The organism is Streptomyces sp. NPDC032161 (assembly GCF_040636995.1).
GTDB lineage: Bacteria > Actinomycetota > Actinomycetes > Streptomycetales > Streptomycetaceae > Streptomyces.
In genome coordinates this window covers 902,764-926,416 of the sequence record NZ_JBEZVN010000001.1, presented here as the reverse complement: position 1 = coordinate 926,416, position 23,653 = coordinate 902,764, and the positions used below count along the sequence as shown (strand labels likewise).

Here is a 23,653-nt window from a genome sequence, read left to right as displayed (position 1 = left end):
GGATCAGTCCACCGTCACGTAGTCGGGGCCGGAGTAACGGCCGGTGCTGAGCTTCTGACGCTGCATCAGCAGGTCGTTCAGCAGGCTGGAGGCGCCGAACCGGAACCAGTGGTTGTCCAGCCAGTCCGTGCCCACGGTCTCGTTCACCAGCACCAGGAACTTGATCGCGTCCTTGGACGTGCGGATGCCGCCGGCCGGCTTCACGCCGATCTGCACCCCGGTCTGCGCCCGGAAGTCGCGCACCGCCTCCAGCATCAGCAGGGTGTTCGCGGGCGTGGCGTTCGTCCCGACCTTGCCGGTCGACGTCTTGATGAAGTCGGCGCCCGCCATCATGCCGAGCCAGGAGGCGCGGCGGATGTTGTCGTACGTGGACAGCTCACCGGTCTCGAAGATCACCTTCAGTCGGGCGTCGGGGCCGTCGGCCCGCGCGCACTCGGCCTTCACGGCCAGGATCTCCTCGTACACCTTGAGGTAGCGGCCGGAGAGGAAGGCGCCGCGGTCGATCACCATGTCGATCTCGTCGGCCCCGGCGGCCACGGCCTCGCGGACGTCCGCGAGCTTCACGTCGAGCGCGGCGCGCCCGGCCGGGAAGGCCGTCGCCACCGACGCCACGTTCACGCCGGAGCCGTCGAGCGCGGCGACGGCGGTCTCCACCATGTCGGGGTAGACGCAGACCGCCGCGGTGTGCGGGGTCGTGCGGTCGGTCGGGTCGGGGTGGACGGCCTTGGCGGCGAGGGCCCGGACCTTGCCCGGGGTGTCCGCGCCTTCCAGCGTCGTCAGGTCGATCATCGAGATGGCCAGATCGATGGCGTACGCCTTGGCCGTCGTCTTGATCGAACGGGTTCCGAGGGACGCGGCGCGCGCTTCGAGGCCGACGGCGTCGACGCCGGGCAGCCCGTGCAGGAAGCGGCGCAGCGCACTGTCGGACGCGGTCGCGTCCGAGAGGGGGGTGCCGCCCTGCTCGAACGCAGTCGAGAGCCTGGGGGAGGGAGCTGTGGTGGGCATGGTCACCAGATGAGCATATCTACGCGCGTAGCGGCGTGTACAGGGGGTGGGGTCCTCCGGGAACTCGTGCGGGGACGACGGAGTCCCGCCCTTCCGGGGGCCTGTGGGGCTCCGGTTCCCGTGGGGGCTGCGGGGTCGGTGCCGGGGCGGGATCCGGTGAGATCCGGCCGCCCTCCCGGACGCGGGCGACGTCAGGCAGAATCGGGCGCATGACGAGCCCCACACCGCCCGCAGAGCCGACCTACGCCGACCGGACCTTCCGGTCGTCCGCCGGGATCGCCGGCGGTGTCCTGCTGCTTCTGTTCCTCTGCTGGCTCGGCGGGGATGCCCTGGTCAGGGGGCACGGCCGGACGCCCTGGCTGGCCCTTGCCGGGCTGCTGGCCGTGGTGCCGCTCGTCGTCGCGTTCTCCGTGCGGCCCGCCGTCTTCGCGAACGACCGGCGCATCCGGATCCGCAACCCGTTCCGGACGATCACCCTGCCCTGGACCGAGGTCGCGGATCTGCGCGCCGGATATTCGAGCGAGCTGTTCACCGAGGACGGCACCAAGTACCAGATGTGGTCGGTGCCGGTGTCGCTGCGGCAGCGCAAGAGGGCGGCCCGGTCCCGGATGCGGGTCTCGGCGGAGGACCCCACCGGCCAGACCTCGGGGCTCGCCGACGTCCACGACACCAAGTCCCGGATGGCGCCCGCCGACCGGACCATGGCGGATCTGCGGGAGATGGCGGAGCGGGCCAAGGCGGTGGCTTCGGCCCCGACGGCCGAGGCTCCGGAAACCCCCGGCTCGGTGCGGTGGGCGTACGAGGTGATCGCGCCGGCGGTGGCGGGCGTGGTGTTGTTCGTCGTGCTGCTCGCGACCGGCTGAGACACGCCGGGGCGGGAACGGGAAGCAGGACCGGGAAGCGGGCCCGGGACGGGGCGTTCTGCCGCCGGGCGCGCTCCCGCCGGGCGCGCTCCCGTCAGGCGCGTTCGAAGTGGTGCGTACGGCCGACGACCGAGAAGCCGCGGCGTTCGTACCAGTGGCGCGGCCAGTCGGCGGCATCGGCGGTGAGGAACCTCGTACCGCAGTCCGCGTCGGCGGCCAGGCGCAGGGCGGTGGTCAGGACGGCGTCCGCGTGGCCGCGCCCGAGATGGGCCTCCGAGGTGATCAGGTCCTCGATCTGGGCCGTGCCCGTCGCCGGATCCAGGTAGAGGTCGGCCCAGGAGGCGACCTCTCCGTCCTCCGCCCGGGCGCCGATGAAGTGCACGATGTCGGCCCCGCGGTGACGGGCCCCGCGCCGGTCGACGAGGTGACGTATCACTTCGTCGTCGGCGTCCGGGAGGAAGCCCCGCCAGCGCCGGGCGAGCGGGATCCGGAACGCGTCGAGGTCCACCACCTCCGCGCCACCGCCCTGCGGCACCGGGCCCGTGTGCTGCATGACCAGGCAGACGGAGTGGGAGTAACCGGCCCGGACCAGCGGTCCCGCGCATGCGCTTCCGAGCTCGTCGTCGAGCACGGAGACCAGCCGGTACGGCAGATGCCCCAGCACCTCGTCCGCGACGGCGGGCAGCGCTTCGGGGCCGGCCGTCCCGTCGGCGGCCGGGTCGATGACGAGCTGGTTGTTCCCGCGGGAGTGGGCGAACGCGTCGTCGAGCACGGCGAATCCGCCCGGGACGTCGACGGTTCGAGCGGCCTGGCGGCGGGCGAAGCCCGACAGGAAGGTGTTGATCCGTCGCAGTTCCGGGGGAGGCATACGCGGCAGCCTAAGGGCTGTCCCGTCATGCCTGTGTCATCGAACTGCCGCCTGCCCGCCTGCCGCCTGCCGTGGTCTGACAGTGGCAGGCGGCGGGTGGCACTCCTGGGGCAGATCTACGCCCCCTCGGTGGCCGGGCGGTAGACGCAGACGTTCACGCCTGTGCCACTGGTGACGGTCGAGACCAGTTCCAGCGTGCGCAGTGCACCGTCGTCGGGGAAGATCGTCTTTCCGCCGCCGAGGAGCACCGGCATGATCATGAGCCGGAGTTCGTCGACCAGGCCCTCGCCGAGCAGCGCGCGCACGAGCGTGGGACTGCCCATGACCAGCAGGTCGTCGCCGTCGGACGCGCGCAGCTCCCGGATGCGGGCCATGGCTCGGTCTCCGGGGACGCGAGTGGTGTTGTTCCAGCCCAGCGCGTCGTCGTCCAATGTGTCGGACACGACGTACTTCGGGATGTCGTTCATCCGGTCGGCGAACGGGTCGCCCGCCCGCTCGGGCCAGGCGGCTGCCATCGTCTGCCAGGTCCGGCGCCCGAAGAGCAGGGCTCCGGCCCGGTTCATGGACTCGCCGATGAAGCCGCCCACCACCTCCGGGTCGAAGAACGCGTGCGACCACCCGCCGTGTGCGAAGTTCCCGTCGGTGTCCTCGTCGGGTCCCCCCGGCGCCTGCACGATGCCGTCCAGGCTCATGAACTCACTGATCACGATGCGTCGCATGGGTCTCGCCGCTCCTCGTTCGAATCGCCGGTGTGCGCGAATGCCGGCGTACGTAAGTGCCGGTGTATGTGTACCTGAGGGAGACTGCCCGGCCGTCCGGAACTCATCGGACGGTCGGGAAGCCGTGAGGTGCCCGGGGCCGGTCAGGGGCGCCGCTCGGGGTCCAGCAACTGCTCACGCAGCGCGGTGAGCTGGTGCGAGGACCCGACCGCGCGGGGCTCGTCGAGCGCGGCCGGCGCGAGCAGCGGGGCGTCCGCGACGGGCAGCCCGGTCAGCGACTCCGCCGTGATCCCGGTCGGCGTGTGCGGCGCGGTCAGGACCGCCTCGACGCGGTCCGCGTACGCCTCGCCGGTCCGGTGCTCGGTCGCGGCGGCGGGCGGCGGCCGAGGTTACGCGGGCGGGGTCACGCGGCGGTCCACCACGTCCCCGGCGCCGTCCGAGGGCGCCGGTACCGCTGCCGTCCGCCCGGAACCGGCCCGGCGGGGCGTGCGCGGGCGGGTGCGCCGGGAGGGAACCGTCAGCACCCCGAGACAGGCGACGACGAGGACGATCCCGGCCCAGCCGAGGACGGGCAGCCGCTCGCCCACGACCAGCACGGCGAACACCGCCGCCACGGCGGGCTCCAGCAGGGACAGGGTGGTCGCCGTGCTGACCGGCACGCGGGCCAGGCCGAAGCCGAACAGGACGTACCCGGTGAACATCGGTACCAGCGCCATGTAGAGGCCCACGCCCGCGTTCGTCCAGGAGGCGACCAGCGGTGCCCCGGTGGCGAGCAGCACCGGCACGAGCATCAGCCCGCCCAGCCCGAACACCGAGCCCATGGCCGCGCGCGACGGTACGCCGTGGGTGATGAGGCGGTGCGCCGCCCACGCGTACACGGCGTAGGTCACACCCGCGAGCAGCCCGAGGCCCACGCCGACGACGGTCCGGGCGGCGGAGCCCGTACCGGGCCCGGATCCCGAGCCGGCCCCTGCCGCCTCGGCCGCGCACAGCAGCACGGTGCCGGCCACTCCCAGCGCCGCGCCCGCCATCCAGCGCCGCGACAGGCGCCGTCGGTCGATGACCCGTTCGATCAGCGCCGAGGCCAGCGGGGCGGAGCCGATGGAGACGACCGTGCCCACCGCGACACCGGCCAGACGCATGGAGGTGTAGAACGCCAGCGGGTACAGCGCCACCCCCGCCCCGCCGACGAGCACGGCCCGCCACCGTGCCCGGAGGCCCGTGCGGAACCGTGCGATGCTCCGCCCGGCCACCGCCGCCTGGAGCAGCCCGCCCAGGCCCATCGCCGCGGCTCCGATCGCCAGCGGTCCCACCTGTGGCGCGAACGTCGCCGCCGTGCCCGTGGTGCCCCACAGCACCGAGGCCACCAGCACGGCGAGCGCGCCCGCCCCCGCTCCCGCGCCCGTGTCGACGGAGTGGTCGGCGGTCCGCGTCACAGGTCGTCCACCAGGCGCGCCGCCAGGTCGCGGGCGTGCCGCATCCGCGCGTCGTCCCCTTCGAGGCCCGCGCGCACGATGGCGCCTTCGAGCAGGAACGCCAGGTGCTCGGCCGTGGCGCGGACCTTCTCCTCCCGACCGGGCAGCAGCTCCGTCAGATGCCCGGCCAGGATGGCCTCCACCTCCTCCTTGTGCTGCCGCACCACCGTCCGGCCCTCGTGACCGTTGGGCAGTTCGGCGGCGGCGTTGAGCAGCCCGCATCCCCGGAACCCGTGCTCGTAGGCGAGCCGGGCGTGATCGGCGTAGGCGTCGAAGACGGCGAGCACGGCCTCGCGCGGGCCCCGCGCTCCGGCCAGGCGCTCCCGGTAGAGGCCGAGCCATTCCTCGTGCCGGGCCTGGAGGTAGGCGCGGACCAGATCGGCCTTGGAGTCGAAGTTGTTGTAGAGGCTCATCTTCGCCACGCCGGCCTCGGCCGTGATCGTGTCGATCCCCGTCGCCGCCACGCCGTCGGCGTAGAACCGGCGTGCCGCGGCATCGAGGATCCGGGTCCGCGCTGCCCCGCGCCTGCGCGTCACCGGCCGTTTCCCGGTGGCTTCCGTATCGGGCATGGCTGCCCCCTCTCCGTATTAGGTAGACCAGTCTATCTAATACGGAGAGGGGCGGGGTGGGTGAGGTATGTGGTGGGGCCCGGCTCGATTCCGGCGATCCGGTGCCCGTGTCATGTCGTGAGGGGGCGGGTGGCTCAGTAGTCCCAGTCGTCGCCCCAGCCGCCGCCGTGGCCGTGCCGGACCACCCGGAAGCTCGCGCCCACGCCGTTGAACACGGACACGCCTCCCTGGACGTGCTGCGGGATCACGCCCGAGGTGTCGCCGTACGGGCCGACGGTCGCGATCGGGCCGCCGTTGTCGCAGGTCGCCCCGGAGAAGACCTCGACGGTCATCCGGCTCTCGTTGAAGATGTTGAAGCTGGTGGAACCGAGGCCGCTGGCCGCGGTGATGCAGCCGTCGGGGTAGGCGGGGTACGTGCGCTCGTTGAAGTGGATGCGGCCCACGTGGTGATGGCCCCCGCCGTGCCCTCCGTCGCGGCCCCGACCCTCGTCGTCGCCCCCGCCCCTGCCCTCGCCGTCCTCGTCGTCGCCCCGGTTGCCGCCGCGGCCCGCGCCGCCCTCGTCGTCGCCCCGGTCGCCGCCGCCCCCGCCGCCCTCGTCGTCGCCGCGGCCCCCGCCGCCCTCTTCTCCTCCGCGCCCCTGTTCGTCGCCCCCGCTCTCGGCGCCGCCCGCTCCGGTGGCGTCCTTGCCTCCCTTCGGTGCGGTGGCCCCGTCGTGCGCGGCGGGGGCGGGTGCCTGCCGGGCGGCTACCGGGGGATTCTCGGGCTTCTCCGGGGCGTCGGCCGAGGTGAGGCCGGAGCCGGTGGCGGCCAGGGCCGCCGCGGCCGCGGCGGCGACGGCGACGGTGGTGGTGGCCGTGATGATGGTGGAACGCGTGGCCATGTCACTTTCTCCTGTCTGGGAGCGGTCGGTTGAGTAACCGACCCGTGACTGAACGTACTTTTGCTTACCATTCGTGTCATGTCGGGGCATATCGAACGGATGGTGTCGGTGGGCTGCCGGGGCCACGGACCATGCTCGGCTCGGCGGCGCGGGGGCCCGTGACGCCGCTGCCGGGCTGCCCGGCCGGCTCCGGCCCCAGCAGGGCCCGCCCCGGTCGCGGGGGGCCTGGAATCGGAGCAGGCCGCCGACCCCGGCCCGGGAACAGGCCCGGGAACGGGTCCGGGCCGTGCCCTCGTACCGTCGCCGCACAGCAGGCGGCAGTACGAGGGCACGGCCCGGCGGGCAGCAGGGCGTCAGATCCCGGCGGCCACCGCCAGATCCCGCTTGATCGCGTCCAGCAGTCGCGCCGCCTCCGCGCGGGCCTCGGGCAGGCCGTCCGCCGAACCGACCGGCACCACGACCTCCAGGTAGCACTTGAGCTTCGGCTCGGTGCCGCTGGGGCGGACGATCACCCGGGCGCCCTGGAGGTGGTAGCGCAGCCCGTCCGTGGGCGGCAGCCGCGCGCTGCCCCGCGACAGGTCCTCGGCCGAGACGACGTCGAGGCCGCCGAGCGCGGCGGGCGGACGCTCGCGCAGACGCCGCATGGCGTCGGCGATGACCGACAGGTCCTGCACCCGCACCGACAACTGGTCGGTCGCGTGCAGCCCGTGCTCGACCGCCAGGTCGTCGAGGCGATCGAGGAGCGTACGCCCGCGCTCCTTGAGGAAGGAGGCGAGTTCGGCGACGAGCAGCGCCGCCGTGATGCCGTCCTTGTCGCGCACGCCCTCCGGGTCGACGCAGTAGCCGAGCGCCTCCTCGTAGCCGTACCGCAGGCCGTCCACCCGGGCGATCCACTTGAAGCCGGTCAGCGTCTCCTCGTACCCGAGGCCCGCCCGCTCGGCGATCCTCCCGAGCAGCGAGGAGGACACGATCGACTCGGCGAACACGCCCGCGGCGCCCCGGTCCACCAGATGGGCGGCGAGCAGCGCGCCGACCTCGTCGCCGCGCAGCATCCGCCAGCCGCCGTCGGCCGCCGGGTCCGGGACGGCGACGGCGCAGCGGTCGGCGTCCGGGTCGTTGGCGATGACGAGATCGGGCCCGGCCCGGCGCGCGGTCGCGAAGGCGAGATCCATCGCACCGGGCTCCTCCGGGTTGGGGAAGGCGACAGTGGGGAAGGCCGGGTCGGGCTCGGCCTGTTCGGCGACGAGCACCGGCTCCGGGAACCCGGCGCGGGCGAAGGCGGCGGTCAGCACGGAGGTGCCGACGCCGTGCATCGCCGTGTACACGACCCGGGCGGTGCGCGGTGATCCGGCGGCGAGCACGGCGTCCGTACGGGCCAGGTACGCGTCCAGGACCTCGTCGCCGAGGACCTCCCAGCCGTCTTCGGGGCGGGGCACGGTGTCCAGCGGGCCGACCGCGGCGATCTCGGCGGCGATCCGGGCGTCCGCCGGGGGGACGATCTGCGAGCCGTCGCCGAGGTAGACCTTGTAGCCGTTGTCGCGCGGCGGGTTGTGGCTGGCGGTCACCTCGACGCCCGCGACGGCCCCCAGATGCCGTATGGCGTACGCGAGCACGGGGGTGGGCAGCGGGCGCGGGAGCACGGCCGCGCGCAGACCCGCGCCGGTCATCACGGCGGCGGTGTCGCGCGCGAAGTCGGCCGACTTGTACCGGGCGTCGTACCCGATGACGACGAGCCCGTCGCCCTGCCCCTCGGCCTTGAGGTACGCGGCGAGCCCGGCCGCGGCCCGGATGACGACGGCGCGGTTCATCCGCATCGGCCCGGCCCCCAGCTCGCCGCGCAGCCCGGCCGTGCCGAACTGGAGCGTGCCGGCGAACCGCGCGGCGATCTCGGCGGCGCTCCCGGCGTCATCGGCCTCGATGAGCACGGCCAGCTCGTCACGGGTCTCGGGGTCGGGATCCTCGGCGAGCCACGTCCTGGCCCGGGCCATGAGGTCCTGCTGCATGGGTCCGCCTTTCTGCGGGGTGGGTTGGGGAGCGGCGACGCCCGTCCGGGCGCGGAACGTTCCGGGCGCGGAATCCGTTCCGGGGTCCGTCGCGTCGGGTCCGTCACGCGCGCCGCGGCCGGTGCCCGGCTCAGATGCGTTCGAGCACCCGGGCCAGCAGCGCGCCCATCCGCGTGGCGGAGTCCCGCCCCGCCTGGAGGACCTCCTCGTGGTTGAGCGGTTCGCCGCTCAGCCCGGCCGCCAGGTTGGTGACCAGCGAGATGCCCAGTACCTCGGCCCCCGCCTCGCGTGCGGCGATCGCCTCCAGCACGGTGGACATGCCGACCAGGTCGCCGCCCATGACCCGGACCATGTTGATCTCGGCGGGCGTCTCGTAGTGCGGGCCGGGGAACTGCACGTACACACCCTCTTCGAGGGTGTCGTCGATCTCCTTGCACAGCGCGCGCAGCCGCGGCGAGTACAGGTCGGTCAGATCGACGAAGTTGGCGCCGACGATGGGCGACGCCGCGGTCAGATTGATGTGGTCGCTGATCAGGACCGGCTGGCCGGGACGCATGCCCTCGCGCAGCCCGCCGCATCCGTTGGTCAGGACGACGGTCTTGCAGCCCGCGGCGACGGCGGTGCGCACCCCGTGCGCGACGGCGGCGACGCCGCGGCCCTCGTAGAAGTGCGTACGGCCCAGGAAGACCAGGGCCCGCTTCTCGCCGATCCGGTACGAACGGATCGTGCCGCCGTGCCCCTGCACGGCGGGCGCCGGGAAACCGGGGAGTTCGGTCACCGGGAACTCGGCCTCCGGAATGCCGAGCGCGTCGCCCGCCGGAGCCCAGCCGGAACCCATCACGAGCGCGACGTCGTGGGTCTCGGTACCGGTCAGCTCGCGCAGGCGGGCGGCGGCGGCGTCGGCGGCGGCCCGGGGGTCGCCCTGGATGTTGTCCGGAATAACTGATGCGTTCACGCGGACGAGCGTAACCGCTGATTCCCTACGCGCGTAGATGCCCACGTGCAGAGACTGCGCAGGCTTTCTCGTGCAATCACACAAAATTGCCGGTGGCGAGGGGAATTTCGGACGCGCACGGGCCGGAAAGGCTGCCGCGGCCCGCGGCCCGCGGCCCGCGGCCCGCGGCCCGCGGCCCGCGGCCGGGCCCGTACGGGATCGGCACCGGGGCCGGGCCCGGCGCAGAAGCGGGTCGGGCACGGCCCAGCGGATGTCCGGCACGGGCCGGCGGAGGCCCGGCACGGGTCAGCAGGGGCGCTTGCGCAGTTCCATCACGTAGTCGTGCGGTGCGCCCGCGGACTCCGCCGCGTCCGCGATCTCGCCTAGGTAGCGGGCGGAGGGCAGGCCGCCCTCGTATCCGTTCAGCACGTACATCCAGGCCGGTTCCTCACCGTCCAGGGTGTGCACGCGCACCCGCATCCGCCGGTAGACGTCGAGGCCGACACCCTCCCAGCGGTCCATGGAGTCCTCGTCCATCGGCGCGATGTCGTACAGCGCCACGAAGACCTGGGAGCGGGGGGCCTCCACCACCGTGGCGAGCGCGCCTTCCCAGCCCATCTGCTCGCCACCGAAGGTCAGCCGCCAGCCGTTGAGCCAGCCGGTGCCGCGCAGCGGGGAATGCGGTGCGCGGCGTGTCATCAGCCGCGCGTCGAGGTTGCCGGCGTACGCGGCGTAGAGCGACATGTGATCGAGGGTACGGGAGGCGGCGGCCGGATCGTCGATTCCGGGGCGCAAGACCCCTTACGGGGGTCGCCGGGGCCGCCGGCTGGCCACCCGCTCGCGGCAGTCGGCGCGCGGGGTGACGGGCCCCGCCCGCACGGATGGAGGGCCCCGGGGCGAAGCACCTTGGCGCGTGCGGGACAATGAAGTACGTACTGCATTCCCCCGGGGCGATCCCCCGGACCCCCGGCCGGGGTGGCGGACGGCCGCGGGATGACACATACGAGGCGGACTTTTCGTGACCCGGATCGTGATCATCGGCGGCGGACCCGGCGGCTACGAGGCGGCGCTGGTGGGCGCCCAGCTCGGTGCGGAGGTGACCGTCGTCGACTGCGACGGCCTCGGCGGAGCGTCCGTGCTCACCGACTGCGTGCCCTCGAAGACCCTGATCGCCACGGCGGAGGTGATGACCACCTTCGACTCCTCGTACGAGGAACTGGGCATCATCGTCGCCGACGACACCCCCCACATCGACCGGGCTGCCCGCGTGGTCGGCGTCGACCTCGGCAAGGTCAACCGGCGTGTGAAGCGCCTGGCGCTCGCCCAGTCCCACGACATCACCGCCTCCGTCACCCGCGCCGGCGCGCGCGTGCTGCGCGGCCGGGGCCGTCTGGAGGGCCTCCAGGCCGCGGACGGCTCCCGTACGGTCGTCGTGACCGCCGCCGACGGCACGGAGGAGCGGCTCACCGCCGACGCCGTGCTGATCGCGACCGGCGGCCACCCCCGGGAGATTCCGGACGCGCAGCCCGACGGCGAACGCATCCTGAACTGGACCCAGGTCTACGACCTCGACGAACTCCCCGAGGAGCTCATCGTGGTCGGCTCCGGCGTGACGGGCGCCGAGTTCGCGGGCGCGTACCAGGCGCTCGGCTCGCGCGTCACCCTGGTCTCGTCCCGCGACCGGGTGCTGCCGGGCGAGGACCCGGACGCCGCCGCCGTGCTGGAGGACGTCTTCCGGCGCCGCGGCATGAACGTGATGGCCCGCTCCCGCGCCCAGGCCGCCAAGCGTGTCGGCGACCGCGTGGAGGTCACCCTGGCCGACGGACGGGTCATCTCCGGCACGCACTGCCTGATGGCCGTCGGGGCGATCCCGAACAGCGCGGGCATGGGCCTGGAGGAGGCCGGGGTCAGGCTCAAGGAGTCCGGCCACATCTGGACCGACAAGGTCTCCCGCACCACCGCCCCCGGTGTCTACGCGGCCGGTGACGTCACCGGGGTCTTCGCCCTCGCCTCGGTCGCCGCCATGCAGGGCCGGATCGCGATGTACCACTTCCTCGGCGACGCGGTGGCCCCGCTGGACCTGAAGACGGTGTCCTCCAACGTCTTCACCGACCCCGAGATCGCCACCGTCGGCTACACCCAGGCCGACGTCGACTCCGGCGCGATCGACGCCCGCGTGGTCAAGCTGCCGCTGCTGCGCAACCCGCGCGCCAAGATGCAGGGCATCCGCGACGGCTTCGTCAAGATCTTCTGCCGCCCGGGCACCGGCATCGTGGTCGGCGGCTGTGTCGTCGCGCCACGGGCGAGTGAACTGATCCACCCGATCTCGATCGCGGTCGACAACAATTTGACGGTGGAACAGATCGCAAACACGTTCACCGTGTACCCGTCCCTGTCGGGTTCGATCGCTGAAGTGGCGCGGCAGCTGCACACCCGTAAGCGGGCGGGCGACGCGTAGGCCCCTCCGGACCTCGGGGAACCCGGCGGTCGCCGACGACACCCGGCAACTCGGGCTGTGGAACGACCGTCGGACGATCAGTACGGAACAACAACAGGGCCGCTTATACCACTTGGCGACCCCTTGTATGTGCAACTTCTGCTATTCGGTGCAAAGTGCTGAAAACGCTCGGGCGATCACGTTACTGTCAGTTTCGTGTTCGCTGCAGAACGTCGCCAATTGATCCTCGAAATGGTGCGCGCCAACGGGGCGGTATCGCTCCGTGAGCTCGCCCGTGTCGTCCAGACCTCCGAAGTGACCGTACGGCGGGACGTGCGGGCGTTGGAGGCGGAAGGGCTCCTCGACCGCAGGCACGGTGGTGCGGTGCTGCCGGGCGGGTTCACGCGGGAGTCCGGCTTCCCGCAGAAATCCCATCTCGCCACAGCGGAGAAGACCGCCATCGCCGATGTGGCCGCCGGACTCGTCGAAGAGGGCGAGGCCATCGTCGTGGGGGCCGGTACGACCACGCAGGAGCTGGCCCGCAGGCTCGCGCGCGTGCCCGGCCTGACCGTCGTGACCAACTCCCTGCTGGTCGCCCAGGCGTTGGCCCATGCCAACCGGGTGGAGGTGGTGATGACCGGCGGCACGCTGCGCGGTTCGAACTACGCGCTGGTGGGCAGCGGGGCCGAGCAGTCCCTCCAGGGGCTGCGGGTCTCGCGGGCGTTCCTCTCGGGGAGCGGGCTCACCGCCGAGCGCGGCCTCTCCACGTCCAACATGCTCTCGGCGAGCGTGGACCGGGCCTTGGTGCAGGCCGCGGCGGAGGTGGTGGTCCTGGCGGACCACACCAAGCTCGGTTCCGACACCATGTTCCAGACGGTGCCGACGGATCTCATCACCCGTCTCGTGACGGACGAGCCGCCCGGCCACGACGACCGCGCCGCCACCGAACTCCAGGCCCTGGCGGACCAGGGCGTGCAGATCGCGGTGGCCGGTGCGGGAAGCGGAAGCCCGGGCACGGCCGAGGCGCCGCCGTCGGGACGGCAGGCGCGCCGCGACACGCCGCTGCCCGGCCAGCGCCGTACCCGCGGCGGCCCGGGGAAGCCGGGCGCGCCACCGCTGCGCGGCGCCGCGGTGCTGCCGGATCAGGGGCAGGCGCAGGGGCAGCAGGACCGGGCGAGGGTTGCGGACCTGCGACGCCGATAGGCACGCGCCCGAGAAGCCGCGCGGCCCATGGGTCCGGCAGCGGCTGGTACGGGTCGCGGCATGGCCGGTACGGGCCGGTCGCGCCTGATGCGGGCCGATGGGCATGCGGGGCCGGTACCGGCCCCGTGCGGGCCCGCGGGGTCGCCACCGATACGGCTCGATGGTGCCGACAGCGCCGACGAGGCCGGTGGGCCCGGTGGTTCCCGCGAGGTGTGAGCGGGCCTCAACCGCCTTCCGCGCCGGGCCCCTTCAGCCCACGCAGGGTCAACATCAGCAGCCGGTCCGCCAGTTCGGGGTCGTCCGGCGACTGCTCCGACGCCAGCGCGATCGCGTTCGTCAGCTGCATCAGGTCGTCGATGGACACCTCGGCCCGTACGGCCCCGCACGCCTGAGCCCGCGCCAGCAGGGCCGCCCCCGCCTCGCGCAGCGGCACGTTGCACTGCGCGAGGGCCGAAGTCTCGTCCCGCGACGTCGACATGAGCGCCTGCGCCAGGCCCCGGTACGCGCCCGCGTGGGTGATGATCGCGCCCAGCCACTCCACCAGACCCCGGCACGGCTGCTCCGCCGCCGCGAGTTCGCGGGACCGGCCGATCAGCTCGGCCAGGGCCTCCTGGAAGACGGCGTTCATCAGCGCGTGCCGGTTCGGGAAGTGCCGGTACAACGTGCCGATCCCGACCCCCGCACGGCGTGCGATGTCCTCCAGGGCCGCGTCGGTGCCGTGCTCCGAGAAGGCGGTACGGGCCGCGCTCAGCAGCCGGTCGTAGTTGCGGCGCGCGTCCGCGCGCATGGGCCGGGACGGCGTCCGTGCCGTGCTCGTCGCCGTGCTCGTCGCCATCGGGCCTCCCTCGTCGTCCGCCCCGTGATCCAGGATGCCATCGCGGACGGGCGGGCCGGGGACTCCTCGCGCGAACGACCGGGCCCCCGCGGGTGCCTTTCGGCTTCGCGGGGGCCCGGTGCGCAACGTCCGACGGGAGACGTCCGGCGCGGAACGTCCGGAACGGAGCGTCCGACGGGGAACGTCCGGTGCGGGGCGGCCGGTGGGGTCCGGTCGCCCGGACTGATGTCAGTCCTTGATCTCGCAGATCACGGCGCCGGAGGAGATGGAGCTGCCGACCTCGGTGGCGAGTCCCTTGATGGTGCCGGCGCGGTGGGCGTTCAGCGGCTGCTCCATCTTCATGGCCTCCAGGACGACGACGAGGTCGCCCTCCTGCACCTGCTGGCCCTCCTCCACGGCGATCTTGACGATGGTGCCCTGCATCGGGGACGCCAGGGTGTCGCCGGAGACCGCGGAGCCGGACTTCTTCGCCGCGCGGCGCTTGGGCTTGGCGCCCGCCGCGAGACCGGTGCGGGCCAGGCTCATGCCCAGCGACGACGGCAGCGAGACCTCCAGGCGCTTGCCGCCGACCTCGACGACGACGGTCTCCCGACCCGCCTCCTCCTCGGCCTCCGCGTCGGCGGGGGCGGCGAAGGGCTTGATGTCGTTGACGAACTCGGTCTCGATCCAGCGGGTGTGGACCTTGAACGGGGTGCCGTCGGCCGGGGCGAACGCCGGGTCGGCGACGACCGCGCGGTGGAACGGGATGGCGGTGGCCATGCCTTCGACGTTGAACTCGGCCAGCGCGCGGGCCGCCCGCTGAAGGGCCTGCTCGCGGGTCGCGCCGGTCACGATCAGCTTCGCCAGCAGCGAGTCCCAGGCGGGGCCGATCACGCTGCCGGACTCCACGCCCGCGTCCAGACGGACCCCGGGGCCGCTCGGCGGGGCGAAGACGGTCACCGTGCCCGGGGCGGGCAGGAAGTTCCGGCCCGGGTCCTCGCCGTTGATCCGGAACTCGAAGGAGTGACCCCTTATGACCGGGTCGCCGTAGCCGAGCTCCTCGCCGTCGGCGATGCGGAACATCTCGCGCACGAGGTCGAGACCGGTGACCTCCTCGGTGACCGGGTGCTCGACCTGGAGGCGGGTGTTGACCTCCAGGAAGGAGATGGTGCCGTCCGCGCCGACCAGGAACTCGACCGTGCCCGCGCCGACGTAACCGGCCTCCTTGAGGATGGCCTTCGACGCCGCGTACAGCTCGGCGTTCTGCTTCTCGGAGAGGAACGGCGCGGGGGCCTCCTCGACCAGCTTCTGGTGGCGGCGCTGGAGCGAGCAGTCACGGGTGGAGACCACGACCACGTTGCCGTGCTTGTCGGCCAGGCACTGCGTCTCCACGTGGCGCGGCTTGTCCAGGTAGCGCTCCACGAAGCACTCGCCGCGGCCGAACGCGGCCACGGCCTCGCGGACGGCGGAGTCGTACAGCTCCGGGATCTCCTCCAGCGTGCGCGCCACCTTCAGACCGCGGCCGCCGCCACCGAAGGCGGCCTTGATCGCGATCGGCAGTCCGTGCTGCTCGGCGAATGCCACGACCTCGGCGGAGCCCTCGACCGGGTCGGGCGTGCCGGCCACCAGCGGGGCACCGGCGCGCTGCGCGATGTGACGGGCGGCGACCTTGTCACCGAGGTCCCGGATCGCCTGCGGCGGCGGGCCGATCCACGTCAGGCCCGCGTCGATGACGGCCTGGGCGAACTCGGCGTTCTCCGACAGGAAGCCGTAGCCCGGGTGGATGGCGTCCGCCTCCGAGTCCTTGGCGGCCTGGAGCACCTTGGCCATGTCCAGGTAGCTGGTGGCGGGGGTGTCACCGCCCAGGGCGAACGCCTCGTCGGCCGCGCGGACGTGCAGAGCGTCACGGTCCGGGTCGGCATAGACGGCTACGCTCCCGATCCCGGCATCCCGGCATGCCCGGGCTACGCGGACAGCGATTTCGCCACGGTTGGCGATGAGCACCTTGCGCACGATGGCTCCCTCCTTGAAACAAGCTGAGTTTAGGGACTACCGACACGGCGCTACGACCCGTCCCCATTGGTGAGCTTGCCCACACGGAGTGTGATTCGAGGCTTGCTCAAGTCGCGAAATCCCTTGTGGCACCACGGTACGCCGGGATTCATGACCGCACAGTAGCCACGAGGTGTGGTCCGGGTCTCTGTTCATGCGACCAGCCGCGTCCGGCATTTCTTTGTGGAGTCCCCACTAATGGACGAACGATTCTTTGCCCGGCGCACGAAAGGGTGCGAGCCGTGCGGGGTGCGCACGGGGTGGGAGACGGAGCGGCGCGGGTGCGGGAGGGATGCGGGCCGCGCGAGGTCTTGTCCCGGGCGTTACCGGTTAGTAGGGTCCGCGCTGTCGGACGTACTGCAGGTAACACGTACTAGGGGTGACAGGAGGTGTGCGCCGTGATGCGCAGACCGGTGGCGTTCGTGGCCGCGCTCGCGTTGTTCGCGGAGGCCGTGGGCGTCGTGCTCGTCAACGGCATCCTCGCGACGGTCGTCGAGAACCAGGACATGTCCCTGGCCGGTCTCGAACCCGGCGCCATGTCCGGCGGCACCTGGGCGATGGGCGGCGTGTCGGGGCTCTGCCTGCTGCTGTGCGGGCTGGTCCTGCTGCTGACCGGCGTGCGCGACCGGGCCCCGGGCCGGCTCGGCCGCGTCGCCCTCATCGTCTGCGCCGTGGCGCACGGGGTGCTGGGGGCGCTGGCGGTGGGGCTGCTCGGCTGGATCGCGTTCGCGTTCCTGATGACGGTGCTCGGGCTGATCGTGCTGACGCTGGTGGTGTACGGCCCCGAGGACGATCGGCCCGTCGGCGTCGAACCGTCCGCCGTCCGGGGGCCCGCGGACGACGGATCCGCGGACGGGACCGGGCCGGGTGCCCCGGCGGCGGTCTGACGGGACGGGTTCGACGGAAGGGGGCCGACCGGAGACGGTGCGGCCCGTGGGGGCCGGACGACCGGCGAGGACCGGCCCCGCCGTGATCGGCCGACGGGGAAGACGCCAGGGGACTGACGGGAGTGGCCCGATCGGGTGGCCCGCTGGAGGGGGCCGACGGGGAGGGCTCAGGCCCACAGGTCGGTGACGGAGATCCCCAGTTCGCCCAGGAGCCGCCGCAGCAGCGGCAGCGAGAGCCCGATGACGTTGCCGTGGTCGCCCTCGATCGAGTCGACGAACGGGGCCGAACGGCCGTCCAGGGTGAACGCGCCCGCCACGTGGAGCGGCTCGCCGGAGGCCACGTAGGCGGCGATCTCGGCGTCCGTCGGTTCACCGAAACGGACGGTCGTGGACGCGGTCGCCGAGGCCGTGCGTCCGGTGGCGGTGTCGACCACGCTGTGGCCGGTGCGCAGCACCCCGGCGCGGCCGCGCATGGACTTCCAGCGGGCGGTGGCCTCCTCGGCGTCGGCGGGCTTGCCGAGCGCCTGACCGTCGAGTTCGAGGACCGAGTCGCACCCGATGACCAGGGCGCCGGCCGTCTCCGGCAGGCCGGCCACGGCCGCGGCCTTCGCCTCGGCGAGCACCAGCGCCAGTTCGGCCGGGGTCGGGGCGCTCAGCGCGTCCTCGTCCACGCCGCTGACGATCACCTCGGGCGCGAATCCGGCCTGTCGCAGCAGACCGAGACGGGCGGGGGAGGCGGAGGCGAGCACGAGACGGCGCTGATCTGTCATACGCGCCATCGTAGAAGGGGCGGAAGGCCGTCCGGCCCGCCGGTCGGCCCACCCGGGCCGAAGCCCGGCCGTGCCGGGGTCCGCCGGTCGCGGATCCCGGCCGCTCCGGCTCTCAGCGGATTCCGAGCACCAGCATCCCGACGAGCATCGCGAGAGCGAGCACCAGGCCCGCGCGCCGGATCATGTCCTGGGCGTCGCGCAGTTCCTTCGGCGGCTTGTTCTCGGGATCGGACCACAGCATGATCCGATCCTGCTGCGACCGCGCACCACGGCGCCTGAGTACCCGTACTCAGGCGCCGTGGTGCCTACGGGCCAGATCGTGCCCGGAGCGTCACCCGGGCCAGTACGTCCGTGCCCAGGCGCGCGGCCCCGGCACATGACGCGCACGGCGTGCGATGCGCCCCGGGTCGGCCCACTGCCCGGGCAGCGCCGACCCGCCGGAGGACGCGGCGGACGCCGCTGCCGTCGTCGCCGCGGCGCGCGCCCGGACCACCGCGAGCGCGGCGGCCAGCTCCTCGGGGGTCGGGTTGCCCCGTACGACCTTGATCATGGCAATGACCCTTTCCGGAGGGGGAGTTGTGTGGAGCAGGGTGTCTTCCTAAGGGCTGTCCCGTAACCCCCAGCGGGCGCGCGACGACAGCTATGGCATCTCGCCGCGTTGTCGGAACGTCCGCATACATCCAGTATGCGGACGCCCCTCCGCCTTGCGATGCACCGCATCCGACGCCGCGCGCTGATCCACCAGGGATTACGGGACAGCCCTCAGAGGGGGATGTTGCCGTGCTTCTTCGGGGGCAGGGATTCCCGCTTCGTGCGCAGCTGGCGCAGCGCCTTCACGATGTGGGCGCGGGTGTCGGACGGCATGATCACCGCGTCGACGTAGCCGCGCTCGGCCGCCACGTACGGGTTGAGCAGCGTGTCCTCGTAGTCGGTGATGAGCTCGGCGCGGATCGCCTCCGCCTCCTGGGGATCCGTGGCCGCGGCGATCGTCCGGCGGTGCAGGATGTTCACCGCGCCCTGTGCGCCCATGACGGCGATCTGGGCGGTCGGCCAGGCCAGGTTGATGTCGGCGCCCAGGTGCTTGGAGCCCATCACGTCGTACGCGCCGCCGAACGCCTTGCGGGTGATCACCGTGATCAGCGGGACGGTCGCCTCCGCGTAGGCGTAGATCAGCTTGGCGCCCCGGCGGATGATGCCGCCGTACTCCTGGTCGACGCCGGGCAGGAAGCCGGGTACGTCGACGAAGGTCAGCACGGGCACGTTGAACGCGTCGCAGGTGCGGACGAACCGGGCCGCCTTCTCGCTCGCGTTGATGTCGAGGCAGCCCGCGAACTGCATCGGCTGGTTGGCGACGATGCCGACCGGAGCGCCCTCGACCCGTCCGAAGCCGGTGATGATGTTCGGCGCGAACAGGGCCTGGGTCTCCAGGAATTCGCCGTCGTCCAGCACGTGCTCGATGGCGGTGTGCATGTCGTACGGCTGGTTCGCGGAGTCCGGGATGAGCGTGTCGAGTTCGAGGTCCTCGTCGCTGGTGGTGAGGTCCGCCTCCTCCGGGAAGACCGGCGGCTCGGAGAGGTTGTTCGAAGGGAGGTACGACAGCAGCGACTTGACGTACTCGATGGCGTCCTTCTCGTCGCCCGCCATGTGGTGCGCCACACCGGAGACGGTGTTGTGCGTGCGGGCGCCGCCGAGCTGCTCGAAGCCGACGTCCTCGCCGGTGACGGTCTTGATGACGTCGGGACCGGTGATGAACATGTGCGAGGTCTGGTCGACCATGACGGTGAAGTCGGTGATCGCGGGGGAGTAGACCGCCCCGCCCGCGCACGGTCCGACGATCAGCGAGATCTGCGGGACGACGCCCGAGGCGTGCACGTTGCGGCGGAAGATCTCCGCGAACAGACCGAGCGCGACGACCCCCTCCTGGATGCGCGCGCCGCCTCCGTCGTTGATGCCGATGACCGGGCAGCCGGTCTTCAGCGCGAAGTCCATCACCTTGACGATCTTCTCACCGTAGACCTCGCCGAGCGAGCCGCCGAAGATCGTGAAGTCCTGGGAGTACACGCAGACGGGGCGGCCGTCGACCGTGCCGTAGCCGGTGACGACGCCGTCCCCGTACGGACGGTTCTTCTCGATGCCGAAGTTGGTCGACCGGTGCCGGGCGAACTCGTCGAGCTCCACGAAGGAACCCTCGTCGAGCAGCAGGCCGATCCGCTCCCGCGCGGTCAACTTGCCCTTCGCGTGCTGCTTCTCGACCGCCCGTGCGGAGCCCGCGTTCGTCGCCTCGTCGATGCGGCGCTGCAGGTCCGCGATCTTGCCCGCGGTGGTGTGGATGTCGATCTCTTCCGGCTCGGACATCGGGTGGCGGCTCCCTGCCTGGTCACGGGGACGACTGTGGTGCTGATCATGATCAGGTGCTGGACACCGGCTGATCAGGTTCTGTCAGGTTCTGGAACACCTACTGAGCCGTAGCGTATCGGCGTGGATACGGTTCAGCAGTGCGTCGTTTACCACACCTAGTCTGGCTTGCATGACACCTTCGGATGCGCCTCACAGTCGCTGGTCGGACCTGGACCGACCGCCCCTGAACGTCCCCGCGCTGCGCCGCGGGCTGCTGCGGCCGGGCGGCCTGTGGACCTCGCTCGACGTCGTGGAGACCACCGGGTCCACCAACTCCGATCTGGCCGCGCGGGCGGCGTCCGGGCTCGCCGAGGGCACGGTGCTGGTCGCCGAGGAGCAGACGGCGGGCCGCGGCCGGCTCGACCGCACCTGGACGGCCCCGGCCCGTTCGGGGCTGTTCTTCTCCGTCTTCCTCGTGCCCGGCGACATCCCGGTCGCGCGGTGGGGGTGGCTGCCGCTGCTCACCGGCGTCGCCGTGGCCACCGGGCTGGCCCGCGCGGCGGGCGTCGACACCGCCCTGAAGTGGCCCAACGATCTGCTCGTCACGGTGGCGGGCGAGGAACGCAAGACGGGCGGCATCCTCGCCGAGCGGGCCGGGGACGGCGTCGTCGTCGGCACCGGCCTCAACGTCACCCTGCGCGCCGCCGAGCTGCCCGCCCCCACCGCCGGATCGCTCGCCCTGGCCGGGGCCGTCTCCACCGACCGGGAGACCCTGCTGCGGGCCGTACTGCGCTCGCTGGAGCACTGGTACGGCCGCTGGCGGGAGGCCGACGGCGACGCGGCGGCCAGCGGGCTCCAGGAGGCGTACGCGGCGGGCTGCGCGACGCTCGGCCGGCCGGTACGCGCCGAGCTGCCCGGCGACCGCACGCTCACCGGCGAGGCCGTGGCGATCGACGGCGACGGCCGGCTGGTCCTGTCCACGGACGAGGGCCTGCGCGAACCCCTGTCCGCGGGCGACATCGTGCACCTGCGGGGAGCCGGGGGCGAGCTGACCTGACGCGCCCCGGGACGTCCCACCGGGCCCACCCGCGCACCGGGCCCCGGGAGATCCCGCACGGCCGGCCGGCCACTCGCACGTCCGGGACGCCCCGCACGGCCGCCCCGGCATGTCCTGGACCGGTCCGCCCGGCGACCGGGAGGTTCCGCCCGGCCGCCGCCCGCCCGCACGCCGCCCCCGGGACGTCCCGTCCGGTCGTCGGGAGAGCTGCTGCCCGGTCGCCCCGGGGACGTCCCGCCTGGTCACCCCGCGACGTCGGAGTACGGCTCACGGACGTGAGCCACGGCACACCTGCCGTAAAGTTGAGGCGATCCACCGACAGATCGGCAGGGAAGTGCGCAGGGAACGGGCAGGAGGCGGCTGGTGACCGTCGACGACACGACCTCCGGCGCGGGCGAGGAGCCCCCGTCGGAACCCTCGGTCCACCCGACGCCGCATCACGAAGTCGACCATACGGCGGAACCGACCGACGACCCCCTCGCGATCCGGCTGGAACAGCTCATCCTGGGCGCCGACCGCCGTTACACGCCGTTCCAGGCGGCCCGGACCGCCGGCGTCTCGATGGACCTGGCCTCCCGGTTCTGGCGGGCCATGGGCTTCGCCGACATCGGTCAGGCCAGGGCGCTCACCGAGGCCGACGTGCTGGCGCTGCGCCGCCTCGCCGGTCTCGTCGAGGCCGGGCTGCTCAGCGAGCCGATGGCGATCCAGGTCGCCCGGTCCACCGGGCAGACCACCGCCCGGCTGGCGGAATGGCAGATCGATTCGTTCCTGGAAGGGCTGACCGAGCCGCCCGAGCCCGGCATGACCCGTACCGAGGTCACGTACCCGCTGGTCGAACTGCTCCTCCCGGAACTGCAGGAGTTCCTGGTGTACGTGTGGCGGCGCCAGCTCGCCGCCGCCACCGGCCGGGTCGTGCAGGCGGCCGACGACGAGGAGATGGTCGACCGGCGTCTGGCCGTGGGCTTCGCCGACCTGGTCGGCTTCACCCGGCTGACCAGGCGGCTGGAGGAGGAGGAACTCGGCGAACTGGTCGAGGCGTTCGAGACCACCGCCGCCGACCTGGTCGCCGCCCATGGCGGCCGGCTCATCAAGACCCTCGGCGACGAGGTCCTCTACTGCGCCGACGACGCCGGAACCGCCGCCGAGATCGCGCTGCGCCTGATCGAGGCGATGAACCAGGACGAGACGATGCCCGCGCTGCGCGTCGGCATCGCCTTCGGCACCGTCACCACCCGTATGGGCGATGTCTTCGGTACGACGGTGAACCTCGCCAGCCGGCTGACCTCCATAGCGCCGAAGGACGCCGTGCTGGTGGACGGCGCGTTCGCGGAGGAACTGACCCGCACCGGCGACGCCCCGGCCTCCGAGGCGCAGGCCGCCGAGCAGGCGGCGGCGGCCGAGAAGGAGCGCCAGGAGGGCCTGGAGCCGACGGCCCTGCCCACGTACCGCTACGGACTGCAGCCCATGTGGCAGCGGCCGGTGCGCGGCCTCGGAGTCGTCGAGCCCTGGCTGCTGGCCCGCCGCGGCACGTCCTGACGCCGTCCGCGGCCCTTGCCGCACGTCCTGGGAGTCGGCCCGCCGCCTGCGGCTGCTCGTGGCTCCTTGTGGTGGCAGGCCCGTGGGGCGTTCCGACGCGGCCCGCGTCACCGCGGCGCGTCCTGACGCCGGGCGCACCCACTGCTCGCGGCGCGGCCCCGTGGGGCCCTCGGGCGGGGGTCGGTGCCCCGGCGCCTCCGTGCGGCCTCGGCCGGGCCGCTGTCGGAGCCGCCCCATAGGATCCCTCCGGTAACGCTCGTTAACCGGAGGGGTGAAGTCATGACCGTCGCGTCCGTCACGTCCGAGCAACGGTTCGGGGAGTTCGTCGTCGTACGGGTCCACGAGGGCCAGGAGCACGTCGCCGAGCTGGTCCTCGACCGGCCCAGGGCCATGAACGCGGTGTCCACGGACATGGCCCGCTCGATCGCCGCCGCCTGCGCCGCGCTCGCCGCGGACCCCGCCGTCCGGGTCACCGTCCTCACCTCCAGCCACGAGCGGGCCTTCTGCGTGGGCGCCGACCTGAAGGAGCGGAACTCCTTCACCGACGCCGAACTGCTGCGCCAGCGCCCCGTCGCGCGCGCCGCCTACACCGGGGTGCTCGAACTGCCGATGCCGACGATCGCGGCGGTGCACGGCTTCGCGCTCGGCGGCGGGTTCGAGCTGGCCCTGTCCTGCGACCTGATCGTCGCCGACCGCACGGCCGTGGTCGGCCTGCCCGAGGTGTCGGTCGGCGTCATCCCGGGCGGCGGCGGCACGCAGCTGCTGCCGCGGCGGATCGGCGCGGCGCGCGCGGCCGAGCTGGTCTTCACGGCCCGGCGGGTGGAGGCGGCCGAGGCGCACGGGGCCGGTCTGGTCGACGAACTGGTCGAGGCGGGCCGGGACCGCGAGGCGGCGCTCGCGCTCGCCGGGCGGATCGCCGCCAACTCCCCGGTGGGGCTGCGGGCCGCGAAGCGGGCGCTGCGGCTCGGGCACGGCCTCGATCTGCGGGCCGGCCTGGAGGTCGAGGACGCCGCGTGGCGGTCGGTGGCCTTCTCGGGCGACCGGGCCGAGGGCGTGGCCGCGTTCAACGAGAAGCGGAAGCCGAACTGGCCCGGCGAGTGATGCGCGCGTGGTGAGGCGGGCGATGCCGGGCGACGTGACGCGAGTGGCGCGGACCGGGTGGCGCCCTGAGGGGACCGGTCGAGCGGTGCCGCGCGGCGCCGAGCGGAGTTACGTTAAGTGTTCAAAGAGACACGCAGTGAAT

The 23,653-nt window shown here is 73.0% G+C and carries 22 protein-coding genes and 1 pseudogene; 7 read left to right on the top strand and 16 right to left on the bottom strand.

All coding sequences use genetic code 11. The features are described from left to right. Positions 1–3: 3 nt before the first annotated feature. The gene (gene deoC, locus AB0E67_RS03890; protein WP_362021446.1) at positions 4–1,005 is read right to left on the bottom strand and encodes a deoxyribose-phosphate aldolase; all 1,002 of its coding nucleotides are present in this window, start codon (positions 1,003–1,005) and stop codon (positions 4–6) included. Positions 1,006–1,214: 209 nt separating this feature from the next. On the opposite strand from deoC, the gene AB0E67_RS03885 reads away from it, so the two are divergent. Continuing rightward, complete coding sequence (locus AB0E67_RS03885; protein WP_362020512.1) at positions 1,215–1,868, top strand: PH domain-containing protein; 654 nt, start codon at positions 1,215–1,217, stop codon at positions 1,866–1,868. A 94-nt stretch (positions 1,869–1,962) separates the two neighbouring features. Here AB0E67_RS03885 and AB0E67_RS03880 read toward each other — a convergent pair whose 3' ends face one another. The 9 genes and pseudogenes from AB0E67_RS03880 to AB0E67_RS03840 all read right to left on the bottom strand — a co-directional run bounded on the left by AB0E67_RS03880 (position 1,963) and on the right by AB0E67_RS03840 (position 10,061). Beyond that, positions 1,963–2,736: a GNAT family N-acetyltransferase gene (locus AB0E67_RS03880; protein WP_362020509.1), complete on the bottom strand. Its 774-nt coding sequence runs from the start codon at positions 2,734–2,736 to the stop codon at positions 1,963–1,965. Positions 2,737–2,852: 116 nt separating this feature from the next. Continuing rightward, positions 2,853–3,455: a dihydrofolate reductase family protein gene (locus tag AB0E67_RS03875; RefSeq protein ID WP_362020506.1), complete on the bottom strand. Its 603-nt coding sequence runs from the start codon at positions 3,453–3,455 to the stop codon at positions 2,853–2,855. A 143-nt stretch (positions 3,456–3,598) separates the two neighbouring features. Continuing rightward, a pseudogene (locus tag AB0E67_RS03870) lies at positions 3,599–3,805 on the bottom strand (transcriptional regulator); the annotation flags it as partial. A 39-nt stretch (positions 3,806–3,844) separates the two neighbouring features. Then, positions 3,845–4,828 (bottom strand): DMT family transporter, encoded by a 984-nt coding sequence (locus AB0E67_RS03865; protein WP_362021443.1) that lies wholly within the window; start codon positions 4,826–4,828, stop codon positions 3,845–3,847. Between the two features lie 59 nt (positions 4,829–4,887). Further along, positions 4,888–5,499, bottom strand: coding sequence for a TetR/AcrR family transcriptional regulator (locus AB0E67_RS03860; protein ID WP_362020503.1), 612 nt, complete (start codon positions 5,497–5,499; stop codon positions 4,888–4,890). A 134-nt stretch (positions 5,500–5,633) separates the two neighbouring features. Next, on the bottom strand, positions 5,634–6,380 hold the full coding sequence (locus AB0E67_RS03855) for a hypothetical protein (RefSeq protein ID WP_362020500.1): 747 nt from the start codon (positions 6,378–6,380) through the stop codon (positions 5,634–5,636). Between the two features lie 353 nt (positions 6,381–6,733). Further along, on the bottom strand, positions 6,734–8,383 hold the full coding sequence (locus tag AB0E67_RS03850; protein WP_362020497.1) for a phospho-sugar mutase: 1,650 nt from the start codon (positions 8,381–8,383) through the stop codon (positions 6,734–6,736). Positions 8,384–8,513: 130 nt separating this feature from the next. Next, the gene (locus tag AB0E67_RS03845; protein WP_362020495.1) at positions 8,514–9,338 is read right to left on the bottom strand and encodes a purine-nucleoside phosphorylase; all 825 of its coding nucleotides are present in this window, start codon (positions 9,336–9,338) and stop codon (positions 8,514–8,516) included. A gap of 285 nt (positions 9,339–9,623) precedes the next feature. Continuing rightward, positions 9,624–10,061, bottom strand: coding sequence for a gamma-glutamylcyclotransferase (locus AB0E67_RS03840; protein ID WP_362020493.1), 438 nt, complete (start codon positions 10,059–10,061; stop codon positions 9,624–9,626). 274 nt (positions 10,062–10,335) lie between these two features. Here AB0E67_RS03840 and AB0E67_RS03835 point away from each other — a divergent pair, with 274 nt between their 5' ends. Further along, on the top strand, positions 10,336–11,775 hold the full coding sequence (locus AB0E67_RS03835; RefSeq protein ID WP_362020491.1) for an NAD(P)H-quinone dehydrogenase: 1,440 nt from the start codon (positions 10,336–10,338) through the stop codon (positions 11,773–11,775). Positions 11,776–11,970: 195 nt separating this feature from the next. After that, a complete protein-coding gene (locus AB0E67_RS03830) occupies positions 11,971–12,957 on the top strand; it encodes a DeoR/GlpR family DNA-binding transcription regulator (protein ID WP_362020489.1) in 987 nt (328 codons plus the stop codon). 223 nt (positions 12,958–13,180) lie between these two features. Here the strand turns inward: AB0E67_RS03830 and AB0E67_RS03825 are convergent, their stop codons facing one another. Together AB0E67_RS03825 and AB0E67_RS03820 are read right to left on the bottom strand one after the other, a co-directional pair. Continuing rightward, entirely contained in the window at positions 13,181–13,792 is a 612-nt protein-coding gene (locus tag AB0E67_RS03825) for a helix-turn-helix domain-containing protein (protein ID WP_362020487.1), read from the bottom strand. A gap of 228 nt (positions 13,793–14,020) precedes the next feature. Beyond that, entirely contained in the window at positions 14,021–15,784 is a 1,764-nt protein-coding gene (locus tag AB0E67_RS03820) for a biotin carboxylase N-terminal domain-containing protein (protein WP_351518491.1), read from the bottom strand. A 440-nt stretch (positions 15,785–16,224) separates the two neighbouring features. Between AB0E67_RS03820 and AB0E67_RS03815 the strand changes: the two genes are divergently transcribed. Next, on the top strand, positions 16,225–16,710 hold the full coding sequence (locus AB0E67_RS03815; RefSeq protein WP_362021440.1) for a hypothetical protein: 486 nt from the start codon (positions 16,225–16,227) through the stop codon (positions 16,708–16,710). Positions 16,711–16,877: 167 nt separating this feature from the next. On the opposite strand, the gene AB0E67_RS03810 is transcribed toward AB0E67_RS03815, so the two are convergent. The 4 genes from AB0E67_RS03810 to AB0E67_RS03795 form a co-directional block, all read right to left on the bottom strand. Next, positions 16,878–17,489, bottom strand: coding sequence for a nucleoside triphosphate pyrophosphatase (locus AB0E67_RS03810; protein ID WP_073781661.1), 612 nt, complete (start codon positions 17,487–17,489; stop codon positions 16,878–16,880). Between the two features lie 103 nt (positions 17,490–17,592). After that, a complete protein-coding gene (locus AB0E67_RS03805; RefSeq protein WP_274535408.1) occupies positions 17,593–17,721 on the bottom strand; it encodes a hypothetical protein in 129 nt (42 codons plus the stop codon). A gap of 90 nt (positions 17,722–17,811) precedes the next feature. After that, entirely contained in the window at positions 17,812–18,030 is a 219-nt protein-coding gene (locus tag AB0E67_RS03800; protein WP_362020482.1) for an acyl-CoA carboxylase epsilon subunit, read from the bottom strand. A gap of 212 nt (positions 18,031–18,242) precedes the next feature. After that, positions 18,243–19,835 (bottom strand): acyl-CoA carboxylase subunit beta, encoded by a 1,593-nt coding sequence (locus tag AB0E67_RS03795; protein WP_362020479.1) that lies wholly within the window; start codon positions 19,833–19,835, stop codon positions 18,243–18,245. A 172-nt stretch (positions 19,836–20,007) separates the two neighbouring features. Here AB0E67_RS03795 and AB0E67_RS03790 point away from each other — a divergent pair, with 172 nt between their 5' ends. From AB0E67_RS03790 to AB0E67_RS03780, 3 genes are all read left to right on the top strand, one after another. Continuing rightward, positions 20,008–20,874 carry a biotin--[acetyl-CoA-carboxylase] ligase gene (locus AB0E67_RS03790; protein ID WP_362020476.1) on the top strand — a complete coding sequence of 289 codons (867 nt, stop codon included), beginning with the start codon at positions 20,008–20,010 and terminating at the stop codon, positions 20,872–20,874. A gap of 363 nt (positions 20,875–21,237) precedes the next feature. Next, complete coding sequence (locus AB0E67_RS03785) at positions 21,238–22,410, top strand: adenylate/guanylate cyclase domain-containing protein (RefSeq protein ID WP_362020473.1); 1,173 nt, start codon at positions 21,238–21,240, stop codon at positions 22,408–22,410. Between the two features lie 279 nt (positions 22,411–22,689). After that, a complete protein-coding gene (locus tag AB0E67_RS03780) occupies positions 22,690–23,511 on the top strand; it encodes an enoyl-CoA hydratase-related protein (RefSeq protein ID WP_362020470.1) in 822 nt (273 codons plus the stop codon). Positions 23,512–23,653: the final 142 nt, after the last annotated feature.

Bases quoted from the DNA above. Each gene is read 5' to 3' on its own strand.
- AB0E67_RS03875 (WP_362020506.1), bottom strand. From the start codon at position 3,455: ATGCGACGCATCGTGATCAGTGAGTTCATGAGCCTGGACGGCATCGTG.
- AB0E67_RS03805 (WP_274535408.1), bottom strand. From the start codon at position 17,721: ATGCTGTGGTCCGATCCCGAGAACAAGCCGCCGAAGGAACTGCGCGAC.
- AB0E67_RS03885 (WP_362020512.1), top strand. From the start codon at position 1,215: ATGACGAGCCCCACACCGCCCGCAGAGCCGACCTACGCCGACCGGACC.
- AB0E67_RS03795 (WP_362020479.1), bottom strand. From the start codon at position 19,835: ATGTCCGAGCCGGAAGAGATCGACATCCACACCACCGCGGGCAAGATC.
- AB0E67_RS03790 (WP_362020476.1), top strand. From the start codon at position 20,008: ATGACACCTTCGGATGCGCCTCACAGTCGCTGGTCGGACCTGGACCGA.
- AB0E67_RS03860 (WP_362020503.1), bottom strand. From the start codon at position 5,499: ATGCCCGATACGGAAGCCACCGGGAAACGGCCGGTGACGCGCAGGCGC.
- AB0E67_RS03840 (WP_362020493.1), bottom strand. From the start codon at position 10,061: ATGTCGCTCTACGCCGCGTACGCCGGCAACCTCGACGCGCGGCTGATG.
- AB0E67_RS03825 (WP_362020487.1), bottom strand. From the start codon at position 13,792: ATGGCGACGAGCACGGCGACGAGCACGGCACGGACGCCGTCCCGGCCC.
- AB0E67_RS03850 (WP_362020497.1), bottom strand. From the start codon at position 8,383: ATGCAGCAGGACCTCATGGCCCGGGCCAGGACGTGGCTCGCCGAGGAT.
- AB0E67_RS03815 (WP_362021440.1), top strand. From the start codon at position 16,225: ATGCGCAGACCGGTGGCGTTCGTGGCCGCGCTCGCGTTGTTCGCGGAG.
- AB0E67_RS03880 (WP_362020509.1), bottom strand. From the start codon at position 2,736: ATGCCTCCCCCGGAACTGCGACGGATCAACACCTTCCTGTCGGGCTTC.
- AB0E67_RS03800 (WP_362020482.1), bottom strand. From the start codon at position 18,030: ATGATCAAGGTCGTACGGGGCAACCCGACCCCCGAGGAGCTGGCCGCC.
- AB0E67_RS03855 (WP_362020500.1), bottom strand. From the start codon at position 6,380: ATGGCCACGCGTTCCACCATCATCACGGCCACCACCACCGTCGCCGTC.
- deoC (WP_362021446.1), bottom strand. From the start codon at position 1,005: ATGCCCACCACAGCTCCCTCCCCCAGGCTCTCGACTGCGTTCGAGCAG.
- AB0E67_RS03780 (WP_362020470.1), top strand. From the start codon at position 22,690: ATGACCGTCGCGTCCGTCACGTCCGAGCAACGGTTCGGGGAGTTCGTC.
- AB0E67_RS03810 (WP_073781661.1), bottom strand. From the start codon at position 17,489: ATGGCGCGTATGACAGATCAGCGCCGTCTCGTGCTCGCCTCCGCCTCC.